This window comes from Peptoniphilus asaccharolyticus DSM 20463 (genome assembly GCF_900176115.1).
Classification (GTDB): domain Bacteria; phylum Bacillota; class Clostridia; order Tissierellales; family Peptoniphilaceae; genus Peptoniphilus; species Peptoniphilus asaccharolyticus.
In genome coordinates this window covers 1,280,667-1,302,750 of sequence record NZ_FWWR01000009.1, presented here as the reverse complement: position 1 = coordinate 1,302,750, position 22,084 = coordinate 1,280,667, and the positions used below count along the sequence as shown (strand labels likewise).

At 33.0% G+C, this 22,084-nt stretch carries 17 protein-coding genes and 1 pseudogene; 2 read left to right on the top strand and 16 right to left on the bottom strand.

Features of this window, described 5'->3' with window-relative positions; translation table 11 throughout:
• Nucleotide 1: 1 nt before the first annotated feature.
• Nucleotides 2–1,954 carry a V-type ATP synthase subunit I gene (locus B8869_RS07375; protein ID WP_084230982.1) on the bottom strand — a complete coding sequence of 651 codons (1,953 nt, stop codon included), beginning with the start codon at nucleotides 1,952–1,954 and terminating at the stop codon, nucleotides 2–4.
• Nucleotides 1,941–2,261, bottom strand: a complete 321-nt coding sequence (locus B8869_RS07370; RefSeq protein WP_084230981.1) for a V-type ATPase subunit subunit G family protein — start codon at nucleotides 2,259–2,261, stop codon at nucleotides 1,941–1,943. Before B8869_RS07370 ends, B8869_RS07375 begins: the two co-directional genes overlap by 14 nt.
• A 336-nt stretch (nucleotides 2,262–2,597) precedes the next feature.
• On the opposite strand from B8869_RS07370, the gene B8869_RS07365 reads away from it, so the two are divergent.
• Nucleotides 2,598–3,794, top strand: a complete 1,197-nt coding sequence (locus B8869_RS07365) for an ISL3 family transposase (protein ID WP_234989787.1) — start codon at nucleotides 2,598–2,600, stop codon at nucleotides 3,792–3,794.
• 233 nt (nucleotides 3,795–4,027) lie between these two features.
• Here B8869_RS07365 and B8869_RS07360 read toward each other — a convergent pair.
• The 9 genes and pseudogenes from B8869_RS07360 to argF all read right to left on the bottom strand — a co-directional run bounded on the left by B8869_RS07360 (nucleotide 4,028) and on the right by argF (nucleotide 15,716).
• Nucleotides 4,028–5,015 (bottom strand): annotated as a pseudogene (locus B8869_RS07360) (IS30 family transposase).
• A 182-nt stretch (nucleotides 5,016–5,197) separates the two neighbouring features.
• A complete protein-coding gene (gene arcC, locus B8869_RS07355; protein WP_084230979.1) occupies nucleotides 5,198–6,130 on the bottom strand; it encodes a carbamate kinase in 933 nt (310 codons plus the stop codon).
• Between the two features lie 17 nt (nucleotides 6,131–6,147).
• A complete protein-coding gene (locus tag B8869_RS07350; protein WP_084230978.1) occupies nucleotides 6,148–7,242 on the bottom strand; it encodes a putative NPN-dependent ornithine cyclodeaminase in 1,095 nt (364 codons plus the stop codon).
• Between the two features lies 1 nt (nucleotide 7,243).
• Nucleotides 7,244–8,416 carry an ornithine cyclodeaminase family domain gene (locus B8869_RS07345; RefSeq protein ID WP_084230977.1) on the bottom strand — a complete coding sequence of 391 codons (1,173 nt, stop codon included), beginning with the start codon at nucleotides 8,414–8,416 and terminating at the stop codon, nucleotides 7,244–7,246.
• 9 nt (nucleotides 8,417–8,425) lie between these two features.
• Nucleotides 8,426–10,948, bottom strand: a complete 2,523-nt coding sequence (locus tag B8869_RS07340; RefSeq protein ID WP_084230976.1) for an ATP-dependent Clp protease ATP-binding subunit — start codon at nucleotides 10,946–10,948, stop codon at nucleotides 8,426–8,428.
• Nucleotides 10,948–12,093, bottom strand: a complete 1,146-nt coding sequence (locus tag B8869_RS07335; protein WP_412458520.1) for a CD0519/CD1768 family membrane protein — start codon at nucleotides 12,091–12,093, stop codon at nucleotides 10,948–10,950. The genes B8869_RS07340 and B8869_RS07335 overlap by 1 nt, the downstream gene beginning before the upstream one ends.
• A 14-nt stretch (nucleotides 12,094–12,107) precedes the next feature.
• Entirely contained in the window at nucleotides 12,108–13,094 is a 987-nt protein-coding gene (locus B8869_RS07330) for an IS30 family transposase (RefSeq protein WP_084229742.1), read from the bottom strand.
• A gap of 161 nt (nucleotides 13,095–13,255) precedes the next feature.
• Nucleotides 13,256–14,623, bottom strand: coding sequence for an alanine/glycine:cation symporter family protein (locus tag B8869_RS07325; protein ID WP_084230974.1), 1,368 nt, complete (start codon nucleotides 14,621–14,623; stop codon nucleotides 13,256–13,258).
• Nucleotides 14,624–14,723: 100 nt separating this feature from the next.
• On the bottom strand, nucleotides 14,724–15,716 hold the full coding sequence (argF, locus tag B8869_RS07320) for an ornithine carbamoyltransferase (RefSeq protein WP_084230973.1): 993 nt from the start codon (nucleotides 15,714–15,716) through the stop codon (nucleotides 14,724–14,726).
• A gap of 278 nt (nucleotides 15,717–15,994) precedes the next feature.
• Here argF and B8869_RS07315 point away from each other — a divergent pair, with 278 nt between their 5' ends.
• Nucleotides 15,995–17,215 (top strand): AraC family transcriptional regulator, encoded by a 1,221-nt coding sequence (locus B8869_RS07315; RefSeq protein ID WP_084230972.1) that lies wholly within the window; start codon nucleotides 15,995–15,997, stop codon nucleotides 17,213–17,215.
• Between the two features lie 18 nt (nucleotides 17,216–17,233).
• On the opposite strand, the gene B8869_RS07310 is transcribed toward B8869_RS07315, so the two are convergent.
• The 5 genes from B8869_RS07310 to B8869_RS07290 are packed head-to-tail and all read right to left on the bottom strand — an operon-like array spanning nucleotide 17,234 to nucleotide 22,080.
• Entirely contained in the window at nucleotides 17,234–17,845 is a 612-nt protein-coding gene (locus B8869_RS07310) for an ABC transporter ATP-binding protein (RefSeq protein ID WP_084230971.1), read from the bottom strand.
• Complete coding sequence (locus B8869_RS07305) at nucleotides 17,842–18,624, bottom strand: ATP-binding cassette domain-containing protein (protein WP_084230970.1); 783 nt, start codon at nucleotides 18,622–18,624, stop codon at nucleotides 17,842–17,844. Before B8869_RS07305 ends, B8869_RS07310 begins: the two co-directional genes overlap by 4 nt.
• Before the next feature lie 4 nt (nucleotides 18,625–18,628).
• Nucleotides 18,629–19,492, bottom strand: a complete 864-nt coding sequence (locus B8869_RS07300) for an ABC transporter permease (protein ID WP_234989786.1) — start codon at nucleotides 19,490–19,492, stop codon at nucleotides 18,629–18,631.
• Complete coding sequence (locus B8869_RS07295; protein ID WP_234989785.1) at nucleotides 19,482–20,456, bottom strand: ABC transporter permease; 975 nt, start codon at nucleotides 20,454–20,456, stop codon at nucleotides 19,482–19,484. The genes B8869_RS07300 and B8869_RS07295 overlap by 11 nt, the downstream gene beginning before the upstream one ends.
• A 7-nt stretch (nucleotides 20,457–20,463) precedes the next feature.
• Nucleotides 20,464–22,080, bottom strand: coding sequence for an ABC transporter substrate-binding protein (locus B8869_RS07290; RefSeq protein WP_084230969.1), 1,617 nt, complete (start codon nucleotides 22,078–22,080; stop codon nucleotides 20,464–20,466).
• Nucleotides 22,081–22,084 lie beyond the last annotated feature (4 nt).

Sequence of the window (22,084 nt, the reverse complement as noted above, 5' to 3'; positions counted from 1 at the left end):
TTTAATCCTCCTCAATTATAAAATAATCTGACTGCGCTACCATTTCCTTGAATGGAATTCCGCCGCCTTCATAAAATTTATTAAACATTTCTACAAAAGTAAGTCTTGCAGAATGAACATACGATGATAAGAACGATAGGAACATATTAAATATTTGGAATGCAACAAATATCAAGATTCCAAACACCATCCCTATAATTCCTTGAGCCATAAGCATTCTGACTATTATATTTACAGCTATTGCTATAAATGAGCCCGCCAATGCGAGTGCCATAAGTCTAAAATAACTTACGAAGTCTCCAAGATAAGAAGTTATACCATAAAGAGCATATACTCCCCATCCTATCTTTCCTCCTATAGACTCTTGATCACGACCTCCAGTTAGCAATATGCCAACCATGCCTATGCCCATAACTATCGGAGCAACTGTTGCTACAATACTTCCTAAATCAATTACTTTTGAACCTATGAACAGCATTGCACCTATTAATGCCATATACCAAAATCCAACATCAAATAATGCATCAGCTGCTTTATGGTCTCTTAAATTCATATAGGCTCTAATTCCCATTGCAAAGAATATATGGAATATACCAAACATCATGCACATAGATATCATTTTCATATAGTCTTCTGATGGGTTAAGATATGCTTTTATCTGTATCAAATCTCCAAAGAAAGAGCCGAATATAAATCCCCAGAATGCAGATGAGATACCCATATACATTACGAATTTTACTAATCTGGCCTTTACTTTGTCCGGCTTTAATATCTTTAAAATCAACAAACTAATCAATGTAACTAAAATTCCATATCCCATATCTCCTACCATTATTCCTGAGAAAACAAAATAAAATGGTGCGAATAAAGGAGTAGGGTCTATCTCCTGATACTTTGGAATAGAATACATTTCCGTTATCGACTCAAAAGGTTCTACCAATTTATTATTCTTTAGTTTTATTGGTACATTAATATCTTCTTGCTCTGCTGGAGATATTTCTAAATAATATTCTGTCCCCAGTACATCTTCCAAAAGACTTTCAAAATCTTTTACCTTATCAGTAGGAACATAACCTGTTATCAAGTCCACTTTTTTAGACTTCGCAAAGTTTTGTACTGATATTTGTCTAAGATTTTCATTTCTCAGATATTCATAGTAGTATTTGAGCTCATCTAAAACATCTTTTTCTGAGCTTATATCTAAGTCTATTTGGTTAATTCTATCTTTAAGTTCTTTTAACTTATTATTTTGATCTGTAATTTCATCACTTACTACTTTGTCAGTCTTAATTCTAATATTAGTAAATCCATTTGCTCTTAAAATATTTGATAGTTCAATTTCTTCGTTTAAGTCCACTGTCACTATTAAATATTTCATTCCATTCATAGTCTTATATTCTTCTACAGAATACAGTTTCAAATCTGATTCTTCCAAAGCTGTATTGAACTGAACTTCATTTCTTAAAGGTATGCTTCCCGGTATAACTTTAACGCGGTTTAGTTTTCTAAGTTCACTTAAACACACTTTCAATTCTGAAAATGGTTCTAACTCTTTTATAGTTTCATTTACTGTTGTTATTTTTTGGTTTAATTCGTTTTTTTCTAAATAAAGATGGTTTGTTTTTTCATAAAGAGTATTAAAGTTGAACTTTTCAGCTTTTTCTTTTAAATCATTTAACGAGACTTTTACTTTTTGTCCCTTAAACCCATCCACAGCTGACGCAGATGGCATATATGTTTCTAATAAATCAATTGTCCATTTAACTTTACTAATTTCACTTTCAATTTTTGAAACGGACTCTGGAACTTCGACTTTCTTTAAGTAATCTTGATCTTCTGTCAGCTTTAAATCACTCAAATGTACATCTTTGAATTTTTGTAAAGACTTCAACAACTCACTTTGATGAGTGGCAAATGTATACAGATCAAACTTATGCATCTTAACTATTGCCATGTTTCACGACCTTATCTACAATCATATCCGCCAATTGATTTAGCTTTTGTTTGTCAATTTGCGAAATTTTATTAGCTTTTTCCTTACCCTTTTCAAGAATCTGCGTCCTTAACGACTCAGCTTTTTGCGAAGCTTCTTGAATTTTTTGACTCCTCAAATTTTCACTTTTTTCTGATATTTCTTGTTTCAAATTTTCGGCTTTAGCTTTAGCTTCTTTCAATATCTTTTCAGATTCTTTTTTTGCATCAATCAATTGCTCGTCAGCCAATTTTTCTTTCTCAACAATGCGTTCAATTGCACTAGCCATTCTTCCACCTCCTATATCAGTTTTATAATTATCTATCTTAAAAATTATATCACTTTAATTATGATAAGTATATATTTTTACAAATAGTTTTTCTTGATAAATTTATCTTACTTTAATATCGTAGCGCATTACTTAATATATTTACCCTTTTAACATTTGACATTAACAAGTCATAGGTTATCAAATTTATATATTATTATTGTTATAATATAAGGCTCTATAATATCTGTTGGGGAGTAAATCTCTAACAGATATTTTTATGCAAAAAAATTGCACTTATACGCTTTTAGTCCTAAACTTTAAGTAACCAACAACAAAGCTTGGAGGTGCATATAAGTGCAAAATAATAATATCATGAATTTGTTTGGTTTTAAAGATGTAGTTTTTGATAGTGTTGATGAGAGTAATAATTTTGTTAATGTTCACGCTTCTGTTTCTAAGATGTCTATTTGTCCTCATTGTGGTTCTAAAAAGATTTGGGTTCATGATCATAGAATTCAAAAGATTAGGGATACTCACATCCGAGGTAAGAAATCTTTGATTTTCTTAAAGAAAACTAGATATGATTGTAAGTCTTGTGGTTCTCGTTTTGAGAGGAATCTTGATTTTATTGCCAAAGGTCATACTATGACCAATAGACTTGTTTTTGCTATTGTTTCTGAGTTTGATGAGATTTATTCTATATCTTCTATTGCTAATAGGTATAATGTTTCTTCAAACACAGTATTAAGAATTTTAAATTGTTTAAGTGCTTCTAGAGATAGGCTATCAGAAGTATTATGTATAGACGAATTTAAAGGTGATAGTGGTAATAACAGGTATCAGACTTCTCTTCTTGATGGATCTAAACACTCTATCATAGATATCTTACCATCAAGAGATAAGAATACATTGTATGGGTACTTTGAAAAGATACCAAACAAAGAAAGAAACGAAGTAAAATTTTTTGTAAGTGATATGTCTAAAACATTTAAATCAGTTAAGAAATCATTCTTTAAAAACGCAATACATATCATAGATAGGTACCACTTCATAAGACAAGTATCCTGGGCATTAGAAAATGTTAGAAAGAGAATACAAAAGGATGTATCATCAAAGCTTAGGAAATATTTTAAAAGAAGTAAGAGTTTAATTACAAAACCTGCCTCTAAGCTAACTTCAGAACAAGCTAATGAAGTATCACTTATGATTGAACTGAACAAGGAATTAAAAGAAGCATACAAGTTAAAAGAATTGTTCTACTGTGTGCCCTGTGGGTACCAGTATGTACTTAGTCAGCCAAACAAAACTAGAGCTAAAAAAGCTTTAAGAGAATGGATAAAAAGAGCAGATGAATCAAAATTAAAAGAATTTAAATCTTGTATCACTTCTTTTAATAACTGGTTTGAAGAAATATGTAATTCATTTGATTACTCTTGGTCAAATGGACCTCTTGAAGGAACTCATACAAAGATAAAAACATTAAAAAGAAATTGTTTTGGTATGAGAAATTTTGACTTGTTTAGAAAAAGAATTATGTTTTCATGTAAGTAGAGATTAGGAAAACGGGAAAATTTGCAAAACCCCTAGGGGTTTTATTTGCTATGCTTATTTTTAGTTGTTTTTTGCTATTTTAGTTTTGATATCTTTATTAGCGTCTATGTGCCCATTTTTACATAAAGAAAGAAACTCGAGTTAACGAGCCTCCCCAATATTTGACATAGAGCCTAATATAAGGATAAAGTTAATTTTTATGTAAAGACGAATTGTCAAATCAAATGCAACACCTATGGTAAGAGACCAAAAAGTTCTTCTTTAGGTGTTTTATATTTTATACATTTTCTAGGTCTATTATTCATTAAACTTAAGTTATAATTTAATTCATCAATATTCACTTCTGATAAATCCATACCCTTAGGATAAAACTCCCTCAAAAGTCCGTTACTATTTTCATTTGTACCTTTTTGCCATGCACAATAGGGATCACAAAAATAAGTTTTGCATCCTAATTCTTTTTCTTATTTTCTCAAATTCTGAAAATTCTTTACCTCTATCAAAGGTTATTGTTTTTACTAATTCTTTTGGATAATCTTTTAATGCATTTATTATTGCTGGTGTTACGCTTTCCGACTTTCTATTTTCAACTAGGATTGCTATATAATATCTAGATTTTCTTTCTGCTAAAGTTACGAAACAACATCTACTTTTCCTTTTATGATCTAATCTGCCTGATTCCACTGTATCTGCTTCCCAGTGGCCTAATTCTTGCCTTCTGTATATCTCTTTAGGTCTTTTCTTAATTGTTCTACCTTTATCATTGAATTTTCCTCTTTTTTCTGCTGGCCTTTTAAATTTAGCTTTTCTTCTCAAATTTTTCATACTAGTTTTTGGCAGCTTTTTGGCGTGTATCATTCTATATATCGTTGATGTAGATGGTAATTCATGAATCTCATTTGTGTTTCTATTTGATATTTGTTCAGGGGACCAATGTTCGTTAATCTTTACAGTTAAATAATCAATAACATCTTTAGAAAATTTACTTTTTCTATGGCAGTCTTTTCTTCTATCAATATATTTATCATTTGCCTTTATCGGAAAGTACTTAGTGTAACTTCCCCTACTAACTTTTATCTTAGATGAATTTCTTTTAATTTCTCTAGATATTGTACTAGGTGACCTTTTAAGTGCTTGTGCAATTTTCCTTATACTCATTCCTAAATTTAAAAATTGGTAAATACAAGATCTTTCTTCTATGGTAAGATGGTTATAGCTCATAGTTAATCACTCCTTTTAATATGTTTTGTTTGGTCACTTACATATTAACACAGCTGATTAGCTATGAGTTTATTTATGTTGCACTTGTTATGATAAATTATCTAAATAAAAAACCCAGGACTGCTCCCGGGCTTTATATATGTTCTAGAATTTATATATTTTTGCCATATAAATTTAGAATGTTAGCTTTGTTTAATCCACGTTCCTGTCTTTCCTTCTAATCCTTCAAGTGCTTTTTCAAGAGAAGTGATTATAGCTGTTCTATTCTCTTTAGATTTTACAAAGCCCAACGCAGCTTCAACTTTAGGTTTCATTGAACCTTCGGCAAATTCTTTTTGTTCTATATATTTTTCTGCTTGCTCAACAGTCATTTCGCCAAGCCATTCTTCTTCTGGTGTACCAAATTTAATCGCAACTTTTTCTACAGCTGTCAAGATTATCAAAGTGTCTGCATCAACAAGTTCAGCCAATTTGGCAGTTGTAAAATCTTTGTCTATAACCGCTGGAACGCCAACGTATACTCCAGCTTCATCTACTACTGGGATTCCGCCGCCGCCTGCAGCTACTACTATTGTTGAGTTGTTATAAAGAAGTTCCACTGAATTTTTTTCAACTATATCTATTGGCTTTGGTGATGGAACAACTCTACGGTATCCACGTCCTGCATCTTCTTTAAATACAAGTCCTGTTTCCATTAGTTTTTCAGCTTCTTCTTTTGAATAGAATGAACCTATTGGTTTAGTAGGATTTTCAAATGCAGGGTCATCTTTGTCTACTAAAACTTGAGTTACAAGAGAAACTACATCAACTTTCATATTTCTCTTATTTAATTCATTTTCAATTGAGTTTTGAAGATGATATCCTATATATCCTTGGCTCATAGCTCCACATTCTGGGAAAGGCATGCTTGGAGTGTTAGCTTCTGATTTTGAAGCTGTTTCCATAGCTAAGTTTATCATCCCAACTTGTGGTCCATTTCCGTGTGAAATTATTACTTTATTTCCTTGTTCAACTAAGTCTACTATTGACTTAGCAGTACCTTTTACGGCATCCTTTTGTTCTTGTGGTGAATTTCCTAAAGCATTACCACCTAATGCTAAAACTATCTTTTTTATAGTAATCCCTCCTAACTTTAACCGTTAAGTGCTCTATCTACATTTCGTATAAAGTCTTGTACGTTAGTTACCATTGAAACAGCCGTTACTGTTCCTCTGTCTGATAACTTGTTAACTGCGAATTCTTGTATATCTATTGTGTACATATAAACAGGTCTTACTTCTCCATCGAATACATTGTATGATGGTGTCATGTTTCCTGTTGCTATAGTAAACAATATTGCTGACATCATTATGATTGTTGAAGTCTTTCTTGCGTGTGATCTCATAGTGTTTTGTGCTTCGTATACGTTATTAATAGTTTCAGGTAATCCTAATCTATCACGAATAGTTCCCGCTATAACAAATGGCACATCCATTTCCACACATGCTTTTATGAAACCGTCTTTTACAAGTCCTGACTCTACAAGAGCTTTTGTAGAACCATATTTTCTTGCTAAGTTTAATGTTTCAAATAAGTTTCTAGTTGTGTTTTGTTCTTTTTCAAAGTGTTCTTGACCCCAAGAAGTGTTGAACAATCCTTTTTCAAGGTCAAATGCTGCTGTTTCTGTTCCGCAGAAAATTGCTTGAACGAATCCATTTCTTATAAGTCTTGCTAATGCATTTCTTGAATCTGTATCAAGAGAAAGTGCTGAACCTACTATTAGAGTTACGTATCCATTGTGTTCTTTTTCATATTTTAAAACTTCATATAGAGTATCGTAATCTATAGAGAATGCTGTTTCTCTTGAACGTCCTGAACGGAAGGCAAAAGTGTCTGTGTTTTCATCTGCTGCCAAGAAACCTTGTGTCCAAACGTAAATACCTTCAGATGCATCTTCAGTACGTCCTATTACTACTTTATCGCCTTTTTTCAAGTTACGGAATTCTACTATGTTTACACTTTCTTCACCTGGTGTGTCGATTGCAACGCATACAGTATCCATTCTTGATTGAGCTGCTAATACCCATTTTCCATTTATCTTGAAGTATTCAGGATAAACTGAAAGAGCATGGTAATTTCTTGGACTTATCCCATCAACTTGCACTTCTTCCAAGGTTACATTTGGAGCTTGCTTTAAAAATTCTTGTTCAAAATCTGGATGATGATATTTTGGCATTTCAAATTTCATTTCAAATCTCCTCCTTGCTTTCGCTCTTGTCTTGTCCAACTTCTACATATTCAGTTTCTGGAATTTTCATTTCATCCGCAAAAACTTTGTTAGCTGGAGTTATAAGAGCTTTTTCACAATTGACTACAAAGTCTTGTACATTAGTAACCATAGGAACGAATGCCATAAGTTCTCTAGCTGCTCCCACTTTATTTACAACATTTTCTGTAACGTCAATTGAATACATAAATACCGGTGTTATCTTTCCATTCTTTCTAATTGTATATCCTGATGCCATGTTTGCAACTGAAAGGCTGTGTAACATAGTTGCTATACAGATGATTAAAGTTGATTTATCAAGCGCTTTTTTAGTTTCAGTAAGAGCTGCTTCTGTATCTCCAATAACTTCTGGAAGTGGTCCGTCATCTCTTATTGATCCGCTTAATACGAATGGAATGTCCATATCTGATAGAGTTTTGATGATCCCATCTTTTACATTTCCACCAGCGATAAATTTCTTAATTGAACCTGTTGTTCTAACTTCGTTTAATAAGTCTAAATGGTTATAGTGTCCCATTGGAACATTTTCTTGAGTGTATATGTTTTGTCCTAGGGCTGTTTGTAAGAAACCACCTTCTAAGTCATGTGTACACATTGCGTTTCCACCAAGTAGACAATTGATGTATCCATTTTCCGCTAATTGGTTAAGTGCTTTTCTTGTATCGTAGTCAAATACAACACTTGGTCCTAAAACCCATGTTATATATCCATCTTCACTGTCTCTTTCATGTTGCATAAGTTCAAATAACTTTTCATAGTCTCTTGAGAATGAAGTTTCTACAGCTTTTCCTGGAGTTGAATAGATTGATTTAGGGAAACCATCTCTATAAACTAAAACTCCTGTGTCAAGCTCTCCTGTCAATGAAAGTACTACTTGTTCTCCTTCTTTAAGAGATCTAATTTCTCTTACAAAGATTTTTCCATCTTCAAACACTGCTACACAATTTAGTGAATTGTGATCTGGGAATAACCATTTTCCATCATACTTATAAAAAGTAGGGATGTGTGTTGTAAGGTAAAAATCATCTGGTGCCACTCCATCTCTTTCAACAGTACCAAGTTTTATGTTAGGTGCATTTTGATACTTTTCTTCTGAAAAATCTGGTGAAATAAATTCAGGTATTTGAAATCCCATATTTGCCTCCTATTTTTCTTCACTAGCTACAGACAAACGCATTTCATTATTTTCTATTGTCAGAATAATTCTCATGACTTCATCTGTTTCATATTCTAATTTCTTCTTGCATATTAAGAAATATATTTCATGTTCAATATATTTTTTAATTTCTCTTGCGCCCATATTCTCGCTGAGCACGTAGTTGTTTAAATTCTCTAAAAACTTTTCTGTAAAAATCAGTTCTATCTGATTATCTCTTAAATTCTTTTTAAGATTGTCTAAGTTATATTCTATAAGTTTACTAATTGTTTCCTTATCAAGTGGCTTTAGATAAAATACATAGTCTACATAATTTTCAATTGGAGTTTCAAGTTTTACCTTAAACTCTGATGTGGAATCATCTATAGTACTTGTCAAAACTATTATTGTGTTTTCAAAACTGATTAATCTACCCTTGTTGTCCTTTACTTTTCCGTCTTGAATAATCTGCATAATCAAGCTTTGAACTTCTCTATGAGCATTCTCTATATTCTTAAACACAATTACACTGTATGGCTTAGTTCTAAGAGCCTCGGTGAGTGCTCCTCCAAGTTCATATCCAACATATCCCGGAGGTGCTCCTATAAGTTTTGTTATAGATGCTTTTTCACTAAACTCACTCATATCAAATCTTATTAAACTATTTTCGCCATCAAATAAATTTTTAGATATTACTTCTGCTATATAACTCTTTCCAGAACCTGGTAGACCACATATCAAGAAACTACCAACAGGTTTATTTCTCGGTGCCAATCCACTTTCTGAAATCATATAGGTGTTTACTATCTTGTCTATAATTTCATTTCCGCCCACAAATTCTTCTTTCATGGTAGCTCTTATTTCATCAAGTTTACCAAGTTTATTTAGTTGTAGTTTGACTTTTGGCATTCCTGAAATCTTTGAAATTATCTCTTTGACTTCATTCACCGTTACTTTTGTGTGTATTGGATAATACTGCTCTGTTTCTGTAAGAGTTCTTAGCCTATCTTCAATTTTCTTTTTAACAACTATAAGTTCATCTAATTTTTCAAACTTATGTTGTTCTTTAGATGCTTCTATCTGTAAATTTATTTCTTCAATTTCTTTTTCATTTAATAAGATGTCTTCTTGTCTTTTCTTTTCTAAATTATATAGCTCTGTCTTTTGACTTAGTAAGCTCTCAAGCTCTTTAATTTCTCTTTCTTTTTCGCTTAACCTGTCTTTTGAAAGACTGTCCTTTTCATCTTTTAGAGCAATTTTTTCCATTTCCAACTTGACTATATTTCTGTGTAAATTGTCAAGTTCTTCAGGCTTTTGGTCTCTTGCCATTCTAACTAAAGCACAAGCTTCGTCGATTACATCAAGTGCCACGTCCGGCAATTTCTTTTCAGGTAAAAATCTCTTTGAAAGTTTTACCGCATCAATTAAAGCCCTGTCTGTTATCTTTACCATATGGTGATTTTCATATTTTTTCTTTAAACCACGCAGTATTGCAATAGAATTTTCAACAGATGGTTCTTCGACTAAAATCTTCTGAAATCTTCTATCTAATGCTCCATCCACTTCAATATATTTTCTATATTCTTCAATAGTAGTAGCTCCTATGGTGAGGATTTCTCCCCTTGCAAGCATCGGCTTTAGGATATTTGCAGTGTCCATCGTACCCGAAGTGCTTCCGCTACCTATGATATTGTGAATTTCGTCTATAAATAGAATTATCTTTCCTTCTGAGTCCTTAATTATCTCTAAAAGTTTTTTAAGTCGCTCTTCAAAGTCTCCTCTATATTTGGCTCCGGCTATTAACGCTGTCATGTCCAGAGAAAATATAATTCTCTCTTTTAAATTGTCAGGGACATCTCCCCTTACAATTCTTTGGACTATACCTTCGACAATTGCAGTTTTTCCGACTCCAGCTTCACCAATTAAAACAGGATTGTTTTTTATTCTTCTCGTTAGAACTCTAATTGCGCTTCGAGTCTCTTCTTCTCGACCTATTACAGGGTCTAATTTCCCCTCTAATACTTCTTTGGTTAGGTTTCGTCCATATTTTTCAAGATTTAAAATAGTCTCTTGCGATACGCCACTTAAAAAAGCTTCATTAAATTTTTTTGAAACGTATTTCATGAAACTTTCATAATCTACTTTAAATAACATTGCAAGCTTTGCACTTGCAATGTCATTTTCTCTTAACAGAGCTAAAAGTAGATGTTCTGTGGTTATCATCTCTTCGTATAAATTTCTGGAGATTTCTTCAGATATTAACAAAACTCTTTGATAAGATCTACTCACATATAAGTTAGAAACTCCTTTTAAGCTCTTTAGTTTACCAATTGCACTTTCTACATCTTCTTTTAAGTTTTGTAAAATTACTCCATTTTCTTTAAAGTAATCTTTTACTATTTTGCTAGGACTCAAAAGAATAGAGTAGAAAATATGTAAATCGGTAACTTCATAATTATTACTTCTTATGGCAACTTGATTTGCCGTATTAATTATATTAACAGCCGCTTGTGAGTATTTTGAAATATCCATTAGAATAATAGCCCCCAAATTAGATGTGATGCTACTCCGGCACATATTCCGCCCACTGTGTGAGATAGAATTGCATTTCCTGTCATCTCTTTTGTTCCAAGAGCATCCATCATAGCAATATGTGTTGAAAGATATCCACTCCAGCACATACAAATTGAAGTAAATACTGCTATATCGTTTCCGCCAATGATTTTTTTGCTTGCCATATCTGCAACCATTCCAATTGCAGCTCCACTACTTCCAAGTGCTGTAATAGGTATGGCAATTGCTTTAGGTGTACTAAATCCAAATAGTGGAGTTAATATAAAACTAAGTTTTTCGCCTATTATAGGTAAGATTCCGATACCTTGGTTTGCACTTCCGTCATATATTCCATTTGCTCCTGCTCCGTTAGTGAGCAAAATTACTATTGTACAAATCAAACATACGCCTGGGATAATTGCTATTCCCATATCAACACCTATCTTACCACCGTCTAAAAGTGATTGTATAAATCTTGAACCTACAGAGCCCTCTCTTATGCTTCTCTTTCCGCTAGGTAGATTTCCAACATTTTTACACTCAACCATTTCTTCTGTTCCGTAGTACTTCTTTGTCTTACGAATCATGAGTCTTACTGAAACAATACTTCCTACAATTGCCCCTAAAAGACCTACCAAAGCTCCCTTTATAGCTCCATCAATAGGTAGTGCCATCATTGATGTAACAGTTATAAGACCCATACCAAATGAAGTACCTAAGTTTGTTAGGGCCGGCATTTGATATTTTTTGAAATATTTTCTAAAGTTATCATCATGTGCAAGGGTTAAGATTGCTGGATTATCTGACATAAAACAATTTAGCATACCAATTGAACTCGCCCCTGGTAAGTCGTAAATTGGTTTCATGATAACTGATACTGCCTTGTTTATTAAGGCAATAACTCCAAATTCAGAGAATATTGATGAAATCCCCCCTGCTAAAACTGCAACTGCCATAAGATAAAAACATACGTTGATCAACAAGTCAAATGCTGTGTTCATCATTGTCTTTATCATATTGGTACCGCCCATAATTTGTCCCATATATACGAACAGTCCAAAAAATATTATTAAAAATATAGGAGCTTCTAATCCAATTTCTTTTTTAAATAGACGAATTGTCAAATCAAATGCAACACCTATGGTAAGAGACCAAAAAGTTCTTCTTTAGGTGTTTTATATTTTATACATTTTCTAGGTCTATTATTCATTAAACTTAAGTTATAATTTAATTCATCAATATTCACTTCTGATAAATCCATACCCTTAGGATAAAACTCCCTCAAAAGTCCGTTACTATTTTCATTTGTACCTTTTTGCCATGCACAATAGGGATCACAAAAATAAGTTTTGCATCCTAATTCTTTTTCTATTTTCTCAAATTCTGAAAATTCTTTACCTCTATCAAAGGTTATTGTTTTTACTAATTCTTTTGGATAATCTTTTAATGCATTTATTATTGCTGGTGTTACGCTTTCCGACTTTCTATTTTCAACTAGGATTGCTATATAATATCTAGATTTTCTTTCTGCTAAAGTTACGAAACAACATCTACTTTTCCTTTTATGATCTAATCTGCCTGATTCCACTGTATCTGCTTCCCAGTGGCCTAATTCTTGCCTTCTGTATATCTCTTTAGGTCTTTTCTTAATTGTTCTACCTTTATCATTGAATTTTCCTCTTTTTTCTGCTGGCCTTTTAAATTTAGCTTTTCTTCTCAAATTTTTCATACTAGTTTTTGGCAGCTTTTTGGCGTGTATCATTCTATATATCGTTGATGTAGATGGTAATTCATGAATCTCATTTGTGTTTCTATTTGATATTTGTTCAGGGGACCAATGTTCGTTAATCTTTACAGTTAAATAATCAATAACATCTTTAGAAAATTTACTTTTTCTATGGCAGTCTTTTCTTCTATCAATATATTTATCATTTGCCTTTATCGGAAAGTACTTAGTGTAACTTCCCCTACTAACTTTTATCTTAGATGAATTTCTTTTAATTTCTCTAGATATTGTACTAGGTGACCTTTTAAGTGCTTGTGCAATTTTCCTTATACTCATTCCTAAATTTAAAAATTGGTAAATACAAGATCTTTCTTCTATGGTAAGATGGTTATAGCTCATAGTTAATCACTCCTTTTAATATGTTTTGTTTGGTCACTTACATATTAACACAGCTGATTAGCTATGAGTTTATTTATGTTGCACTTGTTATGATAAATTATCAATAACTTATCATTCTTTAATTCTTCCATATATCGTCCTCTGTTATAAAAGATTTTTGATTATTTTTTAGCTCCTGGATAGTATTTAGGATCTTTGAAGAATTCATCTACAAGCTCTTTAAGTTCTCCACTCAACATTATCATACCAACCATGTTAGTAAATACTACAAGACCTAGAGTTGCATCTAAGAATACTCCGGCGTTATCAAATGATACGAAACCACCAAGTATAACCATACCACAAGCTATAAAACGTACTACTTTACCAATTGTTGTTCCAAATAAGTATTCACCTTGTTTTTCAGCATAGAATACTATAACAATGATTGTAGAAAGTACAAATAAGAATAAACTGATTGCAACAACTGCTGTTCCAACTTGTCCGAAAGCTGCGTTAAATGCTCTTTCAACTCCTATGTCTTTCATGTCAGGGTTTTGATAAAGTCCTGTTACAAGAACTACAAGTGCAGAAATTGTACATACTATCATTGTATCCGCTATTACTTCGAATATACCCCACATACCTTGTCTACAAGGGTGGTCAGTAACTGCTGTTGCGTGTGCATAAGGTGCTGAACCCATACCAGCTTCGTTTGAATAACATCCTCTCGCTGCACCAGCTCTGATAAGTTGAGCGATACCTGCTCCTGCTGCTCCACCTACAACTGCTTTAGGGTTGAATGCTCCGTAAATGATCATTCCAAAAGCTCCAGGAAGTTTGTCTATATGCATAATTATAACGATAAGACCTGCTATTATATATGTTGCTGCCATTATAGGAACCATTTTTTCAGTTACTTGAGCAATTCTCTTTATTCCGCCGTAAGCAACTAATATTACTAACACAGCGATAACTACAGCTGAAACTACACGAGATAGTCCAAGTTGTTCAAGTGGAGCTGCTGCTGAAATCGTTTGTAGTGTTATAGATGGTAATATCTCTATCATAAAGAAGAAAGATACTAAGAATCCCATTATCTTACCAAGAGTTCCGCCTATACCTTTTTTAAATGTATATGCTGGTCCACCAACGTATTCTCCGTCAACATTCTTTTCTCTGTATTTAATACCTAAGATGATTTCTCCGAATTTAGTTGCTTGTCCAATCAAACCTGCAATCCACATCCAGAATATCACTCCTGGTCCTGCAGTAAATATAATAGATGGAGCAACTACTATGTTTGCAGCACCTATTGATGATGCAAGAGCAGCTGTTGCCGCTTGGAAAGGACTGACTGAACCCTCTCCTCCAACGTTAGAAGAGAACATTTTTCCGAAAGTTTGTTTTAATATAAATGGTAAGTATCTAATTTGAACAAAACCAGTTCTTACACAAACTATAAGACCGCCACCTAATAGTACTATTAATATTGGCCATCCCCAAAAAGCATTAGTTACATCAGATATTAGTTTTATTAAGTTTTCCATAATAAACTCCTTTAATTTATCTTGACTTTAAGGGAAACCTCATCAGTTCCCCTTAAAATTTTATCAATAGCTTTTCTTTAACTAACTTTAAATCTTTTAACTAGCAAAGAGTTGCGTATATTACAGCTTTAATAGTATGCATTCTGTTTTCAGCTTGGTCGAATACTAGAGATTGTTTTGATTCGAATACTTCATCAGTAACTTCCATTTCTTCTAAGCCGAATTTTTCAAAGATTTCTTTACCAACTTTTGTCTTTGTATCGTGGAAAGATGGTAGGCAGTGTAAGAAAATGGCTTCTTCGTTAGCATTTTCCATAGCTGCTTTGTTGATTTGATAATCTTTTAGAAGAGATATTCTCTTTTCCCAGATTTCTGCTGGTTCGCCCATAGATACCCAGATGTCAGTGTAAAGAACGTCTGCATTAGCTGTTCCTTGTTTAACATCAGAAGTTAAAGTTACTGTACAGTGGTTTTCTTTAGCGATTTCTTTTGCCATTTCTACAAGGTTAGCTTCTGGGAATAATTCTTCAGGAGCACAAGCTACGAAATTAACACCTAGTTTTGCACAAACTATCATAAGAGAGTTAGCAACGTTGTTTCTAGCATCTCCCATGTATACGAATTTTAATCCTTTTAGGTATCCAAAATGTTCTTCAATTGTAAGCATGTCAGCTAACATTTGAGTTGGATGCCATTCATCAGTTAAACCATTCCATACAGGAACTCCTGCATATCTTCCTAATTCTTCAACAGTTTCTTGTGAGAATCCACGGTATTCAATACCATCGTACATTCTTCCAAGAACTCTTGCTGTATCAGCGATAGATTCTTTGTGTCCCATTTGAGAACCAGCTGGATCAAGGTAAGTAACGCCCATTCCTAAATCATTACCAGCAACTTCGAATGAACATCTTGTTCTAGTTGAAGTTTTTTCAAATAATAAAACTATGTTCTTTCCTTCAAGATATTTGTGAGGTTGTCCCGCTCTCTTCATTGATTTGAAGTTTTTAGCAAGTTCGATTAAATAACGAACCTCTTCTGAACTGAAATCAATTAACTTTAAAAAATTTTTACCTCTAAGATTTTGTGCCATATTATCACTCCTTTATGTATTTTGGCTTCTTCTACCTAAGACTAATTTATCACATTTGAAAACATTTCCACAGACAAAATAAGATAAATTTTCTGTAAATAATTTCAATTATTACGTATCAATGTGAAATCAGTCATTACAATAGTATTTAATTCGCTACAAATTTTATATTTGCACTGTATCGGAATAAACACTATAATAATTTTATCACATTTTATTAGGTTTAACATTACATAGTAAATACTCATTTAACGCTTATATTTTTACGGAGAGAAGTTATGAAAAAAATCAAGATACAAGATAACTATCAGGGAAGTATAGACGATAACTATATTTTTAGTTTTGATATACAAAGCGACTCGGTTCCTACGGAGCCTTTGCTACACAAGCACAGTCGGTTTATTTACATCCTCGAGGGAAGAGGTAAAATTAAAATTCAAAACAAAATCATAGATTTACTCCCTGGAGTTATTATCTCAATAGCCCCTTGGCAAATTTCGGAAATAGTAGAAGTTTCGCAAGAACTCATATACTACTTATTAGTTTACAATTTCAATCTTATAAATATTTATGTAAAAAAAGAATTTAATATCGATAGCGAAAACATTAACATAATAAACTCACTTTATATGTCAAATGCTGTTAGTCCATCCGCCAAAGACTCATTAAAAATCAAAGCAGTTTTTGAAGACATTAAAGATGAGTTCGGAATATGCTCTATAAATCTTCTATCAGAATCCAAGCAATATTCTACCCTGTATGGAATTTCTAAATTTGCAGAACTTTTAGTTTTGTATCTTAGAAACATCGATGAAGATTTCCAAAAAAATAATAATGATTTAAACCCAGACATGATTTTTATGTATATGTTTTTAAATTGTTGTAACAATTTGAATTTAGAGCTTATATCAAAAGCCTTCTTTATGAGCGAAAGTTCAATCTCCAAATATATAAAAGATTTAACCGGCGTAGGCTTTTATGACTTGCTAAACGAGATGAGACTTTTCAAAGCAAAATTTTTACTCGCTCATACCAACTTAACTGTAAAAGATATAGCCTATATTTTAAATTACTCTGATCCGGGTCAGCTTTCAAAAATTTTCCAAGAGAGATACCACCTCGGAACTAAGGACTTTAAAAAACTACAATGCCCTGAATCACTTGTAAATATAAGACTTGACTACAGAGGCTTAAAAATAATTGAATATATGTATGAAAATTATGACGAAGAACTCGATATAGTTTCTGTCTCAAATCAATTTAAGATACCACCTAAAAATATAAACCATATCTTAATATACTATATTGAAAAGAATTTCTATAATTTCTTAAATCAAATTAGAATTCACAAAGCTTGTGATTTGCTCACAGAAACTGATTTGTCCATAACTGATATTTCTGCAATGGTTGGATACAATTCAACTAAGACTTTCTCGAGAAATTTCACAAAAATTCTAAATCTCACTCCGTCTGAATTCAGATCTTCATATACAAAATAAAGGTAAGTCCACTTAGACTTACCTTTTATTTATCTCTCTTAAATCAATTATTCTATCTGAAATTTTTTCAATTAGGGCCTCATTGTGTGTTATGAAAAGCATGCCCATTTTTCTTTTTCTAATGTAGCTAATCAGCTCACTCAAAAGCTTAACTTGTGTTATTGTATCAAGCATTGTAGTTATTTCATCTGCTATCAAATACTTGGTATTCTCATGCATAATTCTCGCAATGCAAATCCTTTGAAGCTCTCCACCGGATAATTCCGCTGGGAAATTTTTAAGCCAAAAATCTTCTATTCCAAAACTCTTTATAACTTCGTCGCTGACCTGCCAACCTTCGTTCAAAATTTTTCCAACTTTCCAATTTGGATTCACACTCTTTTCAGGGTGTTGATGGATCATTTGAACTTTGCAAAAGCCTTTTAACTTTTCTATTTCCACGCCATCAACTAAGACAATTCCCGAATCAGCTTTTAAATAGCCACTCATAATTTGACCTAAAGTGCTCTTTCCATATCCTGACGGAGCAACCAATCCCAAAATTTCATTCTCATTTAAATTTAAATTCAAGTCTTTTATAATGGGAGTTTCTTTTTCATAAGAAAAGCATACATCTCTTAACTCTATCAAAACTTACCTCCCATATCTTCAACCTTAAACTCATTTTCCGGCAAAGCCTTTAATAACATCTTTATATAGTCATTTTTTAAATTAGCACCATTATTTTCAAATGCAGCTCTATCTTCGACACTTATAATAGTTCCATCTAAAAACACTGCTATCTTGTCGGCGAACTCCAAAGCCATTTTCAAATCGTGAGTTATTACAACAGCAGACTTTCCCTTTTCTTTTAATGAATTAAAAAAGTTTACAGTTTCTTCCACTCCCAAATCATCCATGCCGGGAGTTGGCTCATCAGCAATTATCAAATCCGCCTTACTCATCATGCATTCGCTTACCAAGATACGCCTTGCCATTCCACCTGACAGCTCAAAAGGATATTTTTCAAGCACACTCTCTTCAAGTCCAAATTGTTTTAAAATTTCTTTATACTTTGACTTTTCAGCATCTACAAACCTAAGTTGTTGTTTTATTTTTAAAAGAGGATTGAGTGAATTTATGGTCTGTGGAATCAGCCACATCTTTTCACCTCTCAAATCCTCAATAGATTTTTTATCCAACAACTTCTCTCTGTAATAAACCTCTCCATCTACCACAGAATTATATGGCAATAAATCTAAAATTGCATGCGCGAGTAAACTCTTCCCCGAGCCACTTGCTCCAACAATCGCAACCACTTCATTTTCTCCAACGCTTAGGTTTAAATCATGTACTATATTTAATTTTTTTACCTTCAAACCTTTTTCATACTGTAAAAATGAAATGCTTAAATTCTTTATCTCTAACATAAAATCACCTGTGATATGCGTATGGGCAAATTAAATTCTTCAAACTTTCTCCAAAGAAATTTATACACACTACAATTGCCACCAAAGCTATTCCTGGGAATATTGCCAAATGCCAATGGCCGTATATCAAATACTTCATCGACTCAGCCAAAATTATCCCTATAGCAGGAGTGGATGGATTGAATCCAAATCCCAAGAAAGTTATCCCCGCTTCGTGTAAAATTGCATGTGGAAAAAGTAAAATAGTCCCTACTAATATTTGTGGCATTACCTTTGGTATTACATGGTTAAAAGCTATATAAAAATTACTCTTTCCCATGGCTTTTGAAATCTTTATATAGTTTTCTTGCTTAATCTCTAAAATCTCAGCTCTTATAACCCTTGTAAGAGAAGTCCAATGGGTGAGGGCAATGCCGACAATAATTCCCTTGAACCCTCTGCCAAATGCCACAGACACCACAATTAAAAACACCATGTGTGGTATGGAGAGCGATACATCTATCAACCAGTTCACAAATGTATCCATCTTGCCACCAAATACTGTCAACAACACTGAGAAGATAAGAGAAATAAAAACACTGGCAACACTCGCCACCACTCCAACAAGAATGGAAGTGCAAAGTCCCTTTACAGTTCTAATATACATATCTCGCCCCACTGCATCTGTTCCAAAAATATGCTCTGCACTCGGCCCTAAAAACTTTTCTGCAAAATTTACCTTTAAATCCGTTTCAGTTATCATGTATCCACGCACAAAAATATACGTTATAAATAATATTGCCACACAAATTATAATCAGTGCTTTTTCTCTTTCAGAAGGCTTGCAGTGAAATTTTTTGTTTTTTACATTATAAATATTATTTTCCACTTTTCCTCCTAAGTCTTGGGTCTATAAATAAATACAATACATCACATATTCTATTTCCCGCATAAACAAAAACACTCGAAAACACTACCAATCCAAGTAGTAGTGGCATGTCTCCTCTAAGTCCTGCTTCAACTGTCAGATTTCCAAGTCCCGGATAGTTAAATACATTTTCTACTAACACTGTCCCTGAAAAAAGTTCGCTGAAATATGCAAATTGTAGCGTCAAACCTGGCAACAACATATTTTTCAATGCATATTTAGAGACTATTTCCTTTTTCTTTAACCCCTTAGCTCTTGCATAGAGTACGTAATCGGAGTTTAAAATATCTTCTACCTTGGTTCTCGTCTGCAAAATCAAATTGGACACTCCAACTACCACAAGGCTCATACAAGGTAAAATCATGTGTTTTAATTTTTGCAAAAAGCTTACATCTTCAGCTCTCACTCCTATTGGCGCACCCATAGAAGCCGGAAACCAATTTAGTTTTAAAGAGAAGATTACTATCAACATCAACCCTATCCAAAAAGCTGGTGTCGCCGCAAAGATTAGAGCATATAGTTTAATTAACTTATCTTTCAAACTTCCAATATTAGCTCCTGCTATTATTCCAAGTGTTATTCCAACTACCCCTTGTAAAACCCAAGCACAACTCATTAATAATAAAGATGCTGAAAAACCTCTTTTTATTATTTCCAAAACAGGACGATTGTATATGTTAGAAACTCCTAAATTACCTTTTAAAAGAAGTTTTAACCATATAAAATATCTTCCAAGTAAAGATTTATCAAGCCCCCATTTTAATATAAGGGCTTGTTTTTCTGCTGGAGTTAAGCCTATCGCCCTGCTTCTTGCAAATGAAGCAATAGGGTCAATAGGTGAAAAGTCAATTAATACAAAAGAAATAAAGGAAATGAATAGAATTAATGTAAAAAATAATAAAATTCTTCTTATAATCTTTTGCATTTTAGTTCTACTTCCAAGTCCAATTTGCTATTGTGTCAAGCATTGGCCATCCGCCACCGTGAGGTTGAATTTTTTGTCTTCCTATTTCAAGATTGTCACGAACTAAATAAAGATGATTTTCGTTTACAAGCCAAATCCAAGGGCAATCACCTTTCCAAGAAAGTCCTGTCTCTCCATCCCATTGTGCAAGCTTAAAGTTTTCGTATAGACCTTCTATACTGTCGCTTGAAAGTCCCTTTTCAAAATACTCATCAACTTTTTCATTGCCGTAGTAGTTTGCATTGTAGTATTCAAATCCTTTGAACTTACTTGAATAGTTATAATACATTTCTAAAGGATCGTATCCACCCCATCCAAATAAAACTGCATTGCTAAACATCTTTGGAGTTACAAAATCCCAATCTCCATATACAAGATTTACTTCAATACCTATTTGTTTTGCTTTATCAGCAAAATATAGTGCAATATTTTCTCTGTCTTTGTATGAATATAACAAGTCGAATTTTGCTTTCAATCCATCTTTTTCACGGATTCCATCAGCTCCAACTACCCAACCTGCATCATCTAATAATTTATTTGCTCCTTCTATATCCCCATCTGCTAGATCCTTAGTTTCAGCATTATACCAAGGCATTTCATCTGCTACAGAGTTTGCTTTTGTTCCCTCTCCATTTAAAACACTATTGATTAATTCTTCTCTATCCATAGCAATGTTAAGAGCTTTTCTGATTTCAATATTTGCTGTTACATCATTACCTATAGGGCTTCCCGGAGCCATTGTAGTATCATCTGTTACCTTTCCTTCGTTTTTAACTACTGGTAGAGAGATGCCTCTGTTGTCTATAGTCTTAATACTTTCTACATGGAAACCATCAACCTTTATATCCTTTGCTGTGTAAGGAATTCTCACAATATCACATTCTCCGGCTTTAGCAGTAGCTAAAACAGAATCATCATCTTTAAAGAATAAGAAAGTAATCTTTTTGAAAGGAACTTTATCTCCATAGTAGTATTCATTTGGTTCAACTATAAGTTGTTGTCCAACTTTCCATTCAACCAATTTAAAAGGTCCTGTACCAATTGGATTCTTACCATAGTCTTCACTATATGCGTGTTGTGGAACCATTGAAAGAGAACACATAGATGACATAAATGAAATGTCAGGTTCGTTTAATACTATTTGAACAGTATAGTCATCTACTTTTTTAGCCTCTACAAGTCTTGTCAAGTTTACACCAGGAGTAGATTCTTCTTTAGCTAAATTATATGTAAACACAACATCATCAGCAGTGAAAGCTTCTCCATCTGACCACTTAACATCATCTCTTAAAGTTATTTCATAAACTTTTTTATCGTCAGATAATTTATATTCTTTAGCAAGATCTGGCACTATATTTAAATCAATATCTCTTTTAAATAATGCAGTTTGGAAAATTGCTGTTCCATAGTGTCCTGATCCGTGTATTGGATCCCAACCTTGCTCCGGTTCACTGCCAAATCCAAGTACCAATTCATCTTTATTTTGAACTGGTTGCTCAGCAACATCATTTTTCTTTTCAGAACAGCCAACCACTACAAACATCATTAACGTGATTAACAAAATATTTCTAAATAATTTTTTCATAAGA

Bases quoted from the DNA above. Each gene is read 5' to 3' on its own strand.
- B8869_RS07295 (WP_234989785.1), bottom strand. From the start codon at position 20,456: ATGCAAAAGATTATAAGAAGAATTTTATTATTTTTTACATTAATTCTA.
- B8869_RS07290 (WP_084230969.1), bottom strand. From the start codon at position 22,080: ATGAAAAAATTATTTAGAAATATTTTGTTAATCACGTTAATGATGTTT.
- B8869_RS07350 (WP_084230978.1), bottom strand. From the start codon at position 7,242: ATGAAATTTGAAATGCCAAAATATCATCATCCAGATTTTGAACAAGAA.
- B8869_RS07325 (WP_084230974.1), bottom strand. From the start codon at position 14,623: ATGGAAAACTTAATAAAACTAATATCTGATGTAACTAATGCTTTTTGG.
- B8869_RS07340 (WP_084230976.1), bottom strand. From the start codon at position 10,948: ATGGATATTTCAAAATACTCACAAGCGGCTGTTAATATAATTAATACG.
- B8869_RS07330 (WP_084229742.1), bottom strand. From the start codon at position 13,094: ATGAGCTATAACCATCTTACCATAGAAGAAAGATCTTGTATTTACCAA.
- argF (WP_084230973.1), bottom strand. From the start codon at position 15,716: ATGGCACAAAATCTTAGAGGTAAAAATTTTTTAAAGTTAATTGATTTC.
- B8869_RS07375 (WP_084230982.1), bottom strand. From the start codon at position 1,954: ATGGCAATAGTTAAGATGCATAAGTTTGATCTGTATACATTTGCCACT.
- B8869_RS07370 (WP_084230981.1), bottom strand. From the start codon at position 2,261: ATGGCTAGTGCAATTGAACGCATTGTTGAGAAAGAAAAATTGGCTGAC.
- B8869_RS07305 (WP_084230970.1), bottom strand. From the start codon at position 18,624: ATGTTAGAGATAAAGAATTTAAGCATTTCATTTTTACAGTATGAAAAA.
- B8869_RS07315 (WP_084230972.1), top strand. From the start codon at position 15,995: ATGAAAAAAATCAAGATACAAGATAACTATCAGGGAAGTATAGACGAT.
- B8869_RS07345 (WP_084230977.1), bottom strand. From the start codon at position 8,416: ATGGGATTTCAAATACCTGAATTTATTTCACCAGATTTTTCAGAAGAA.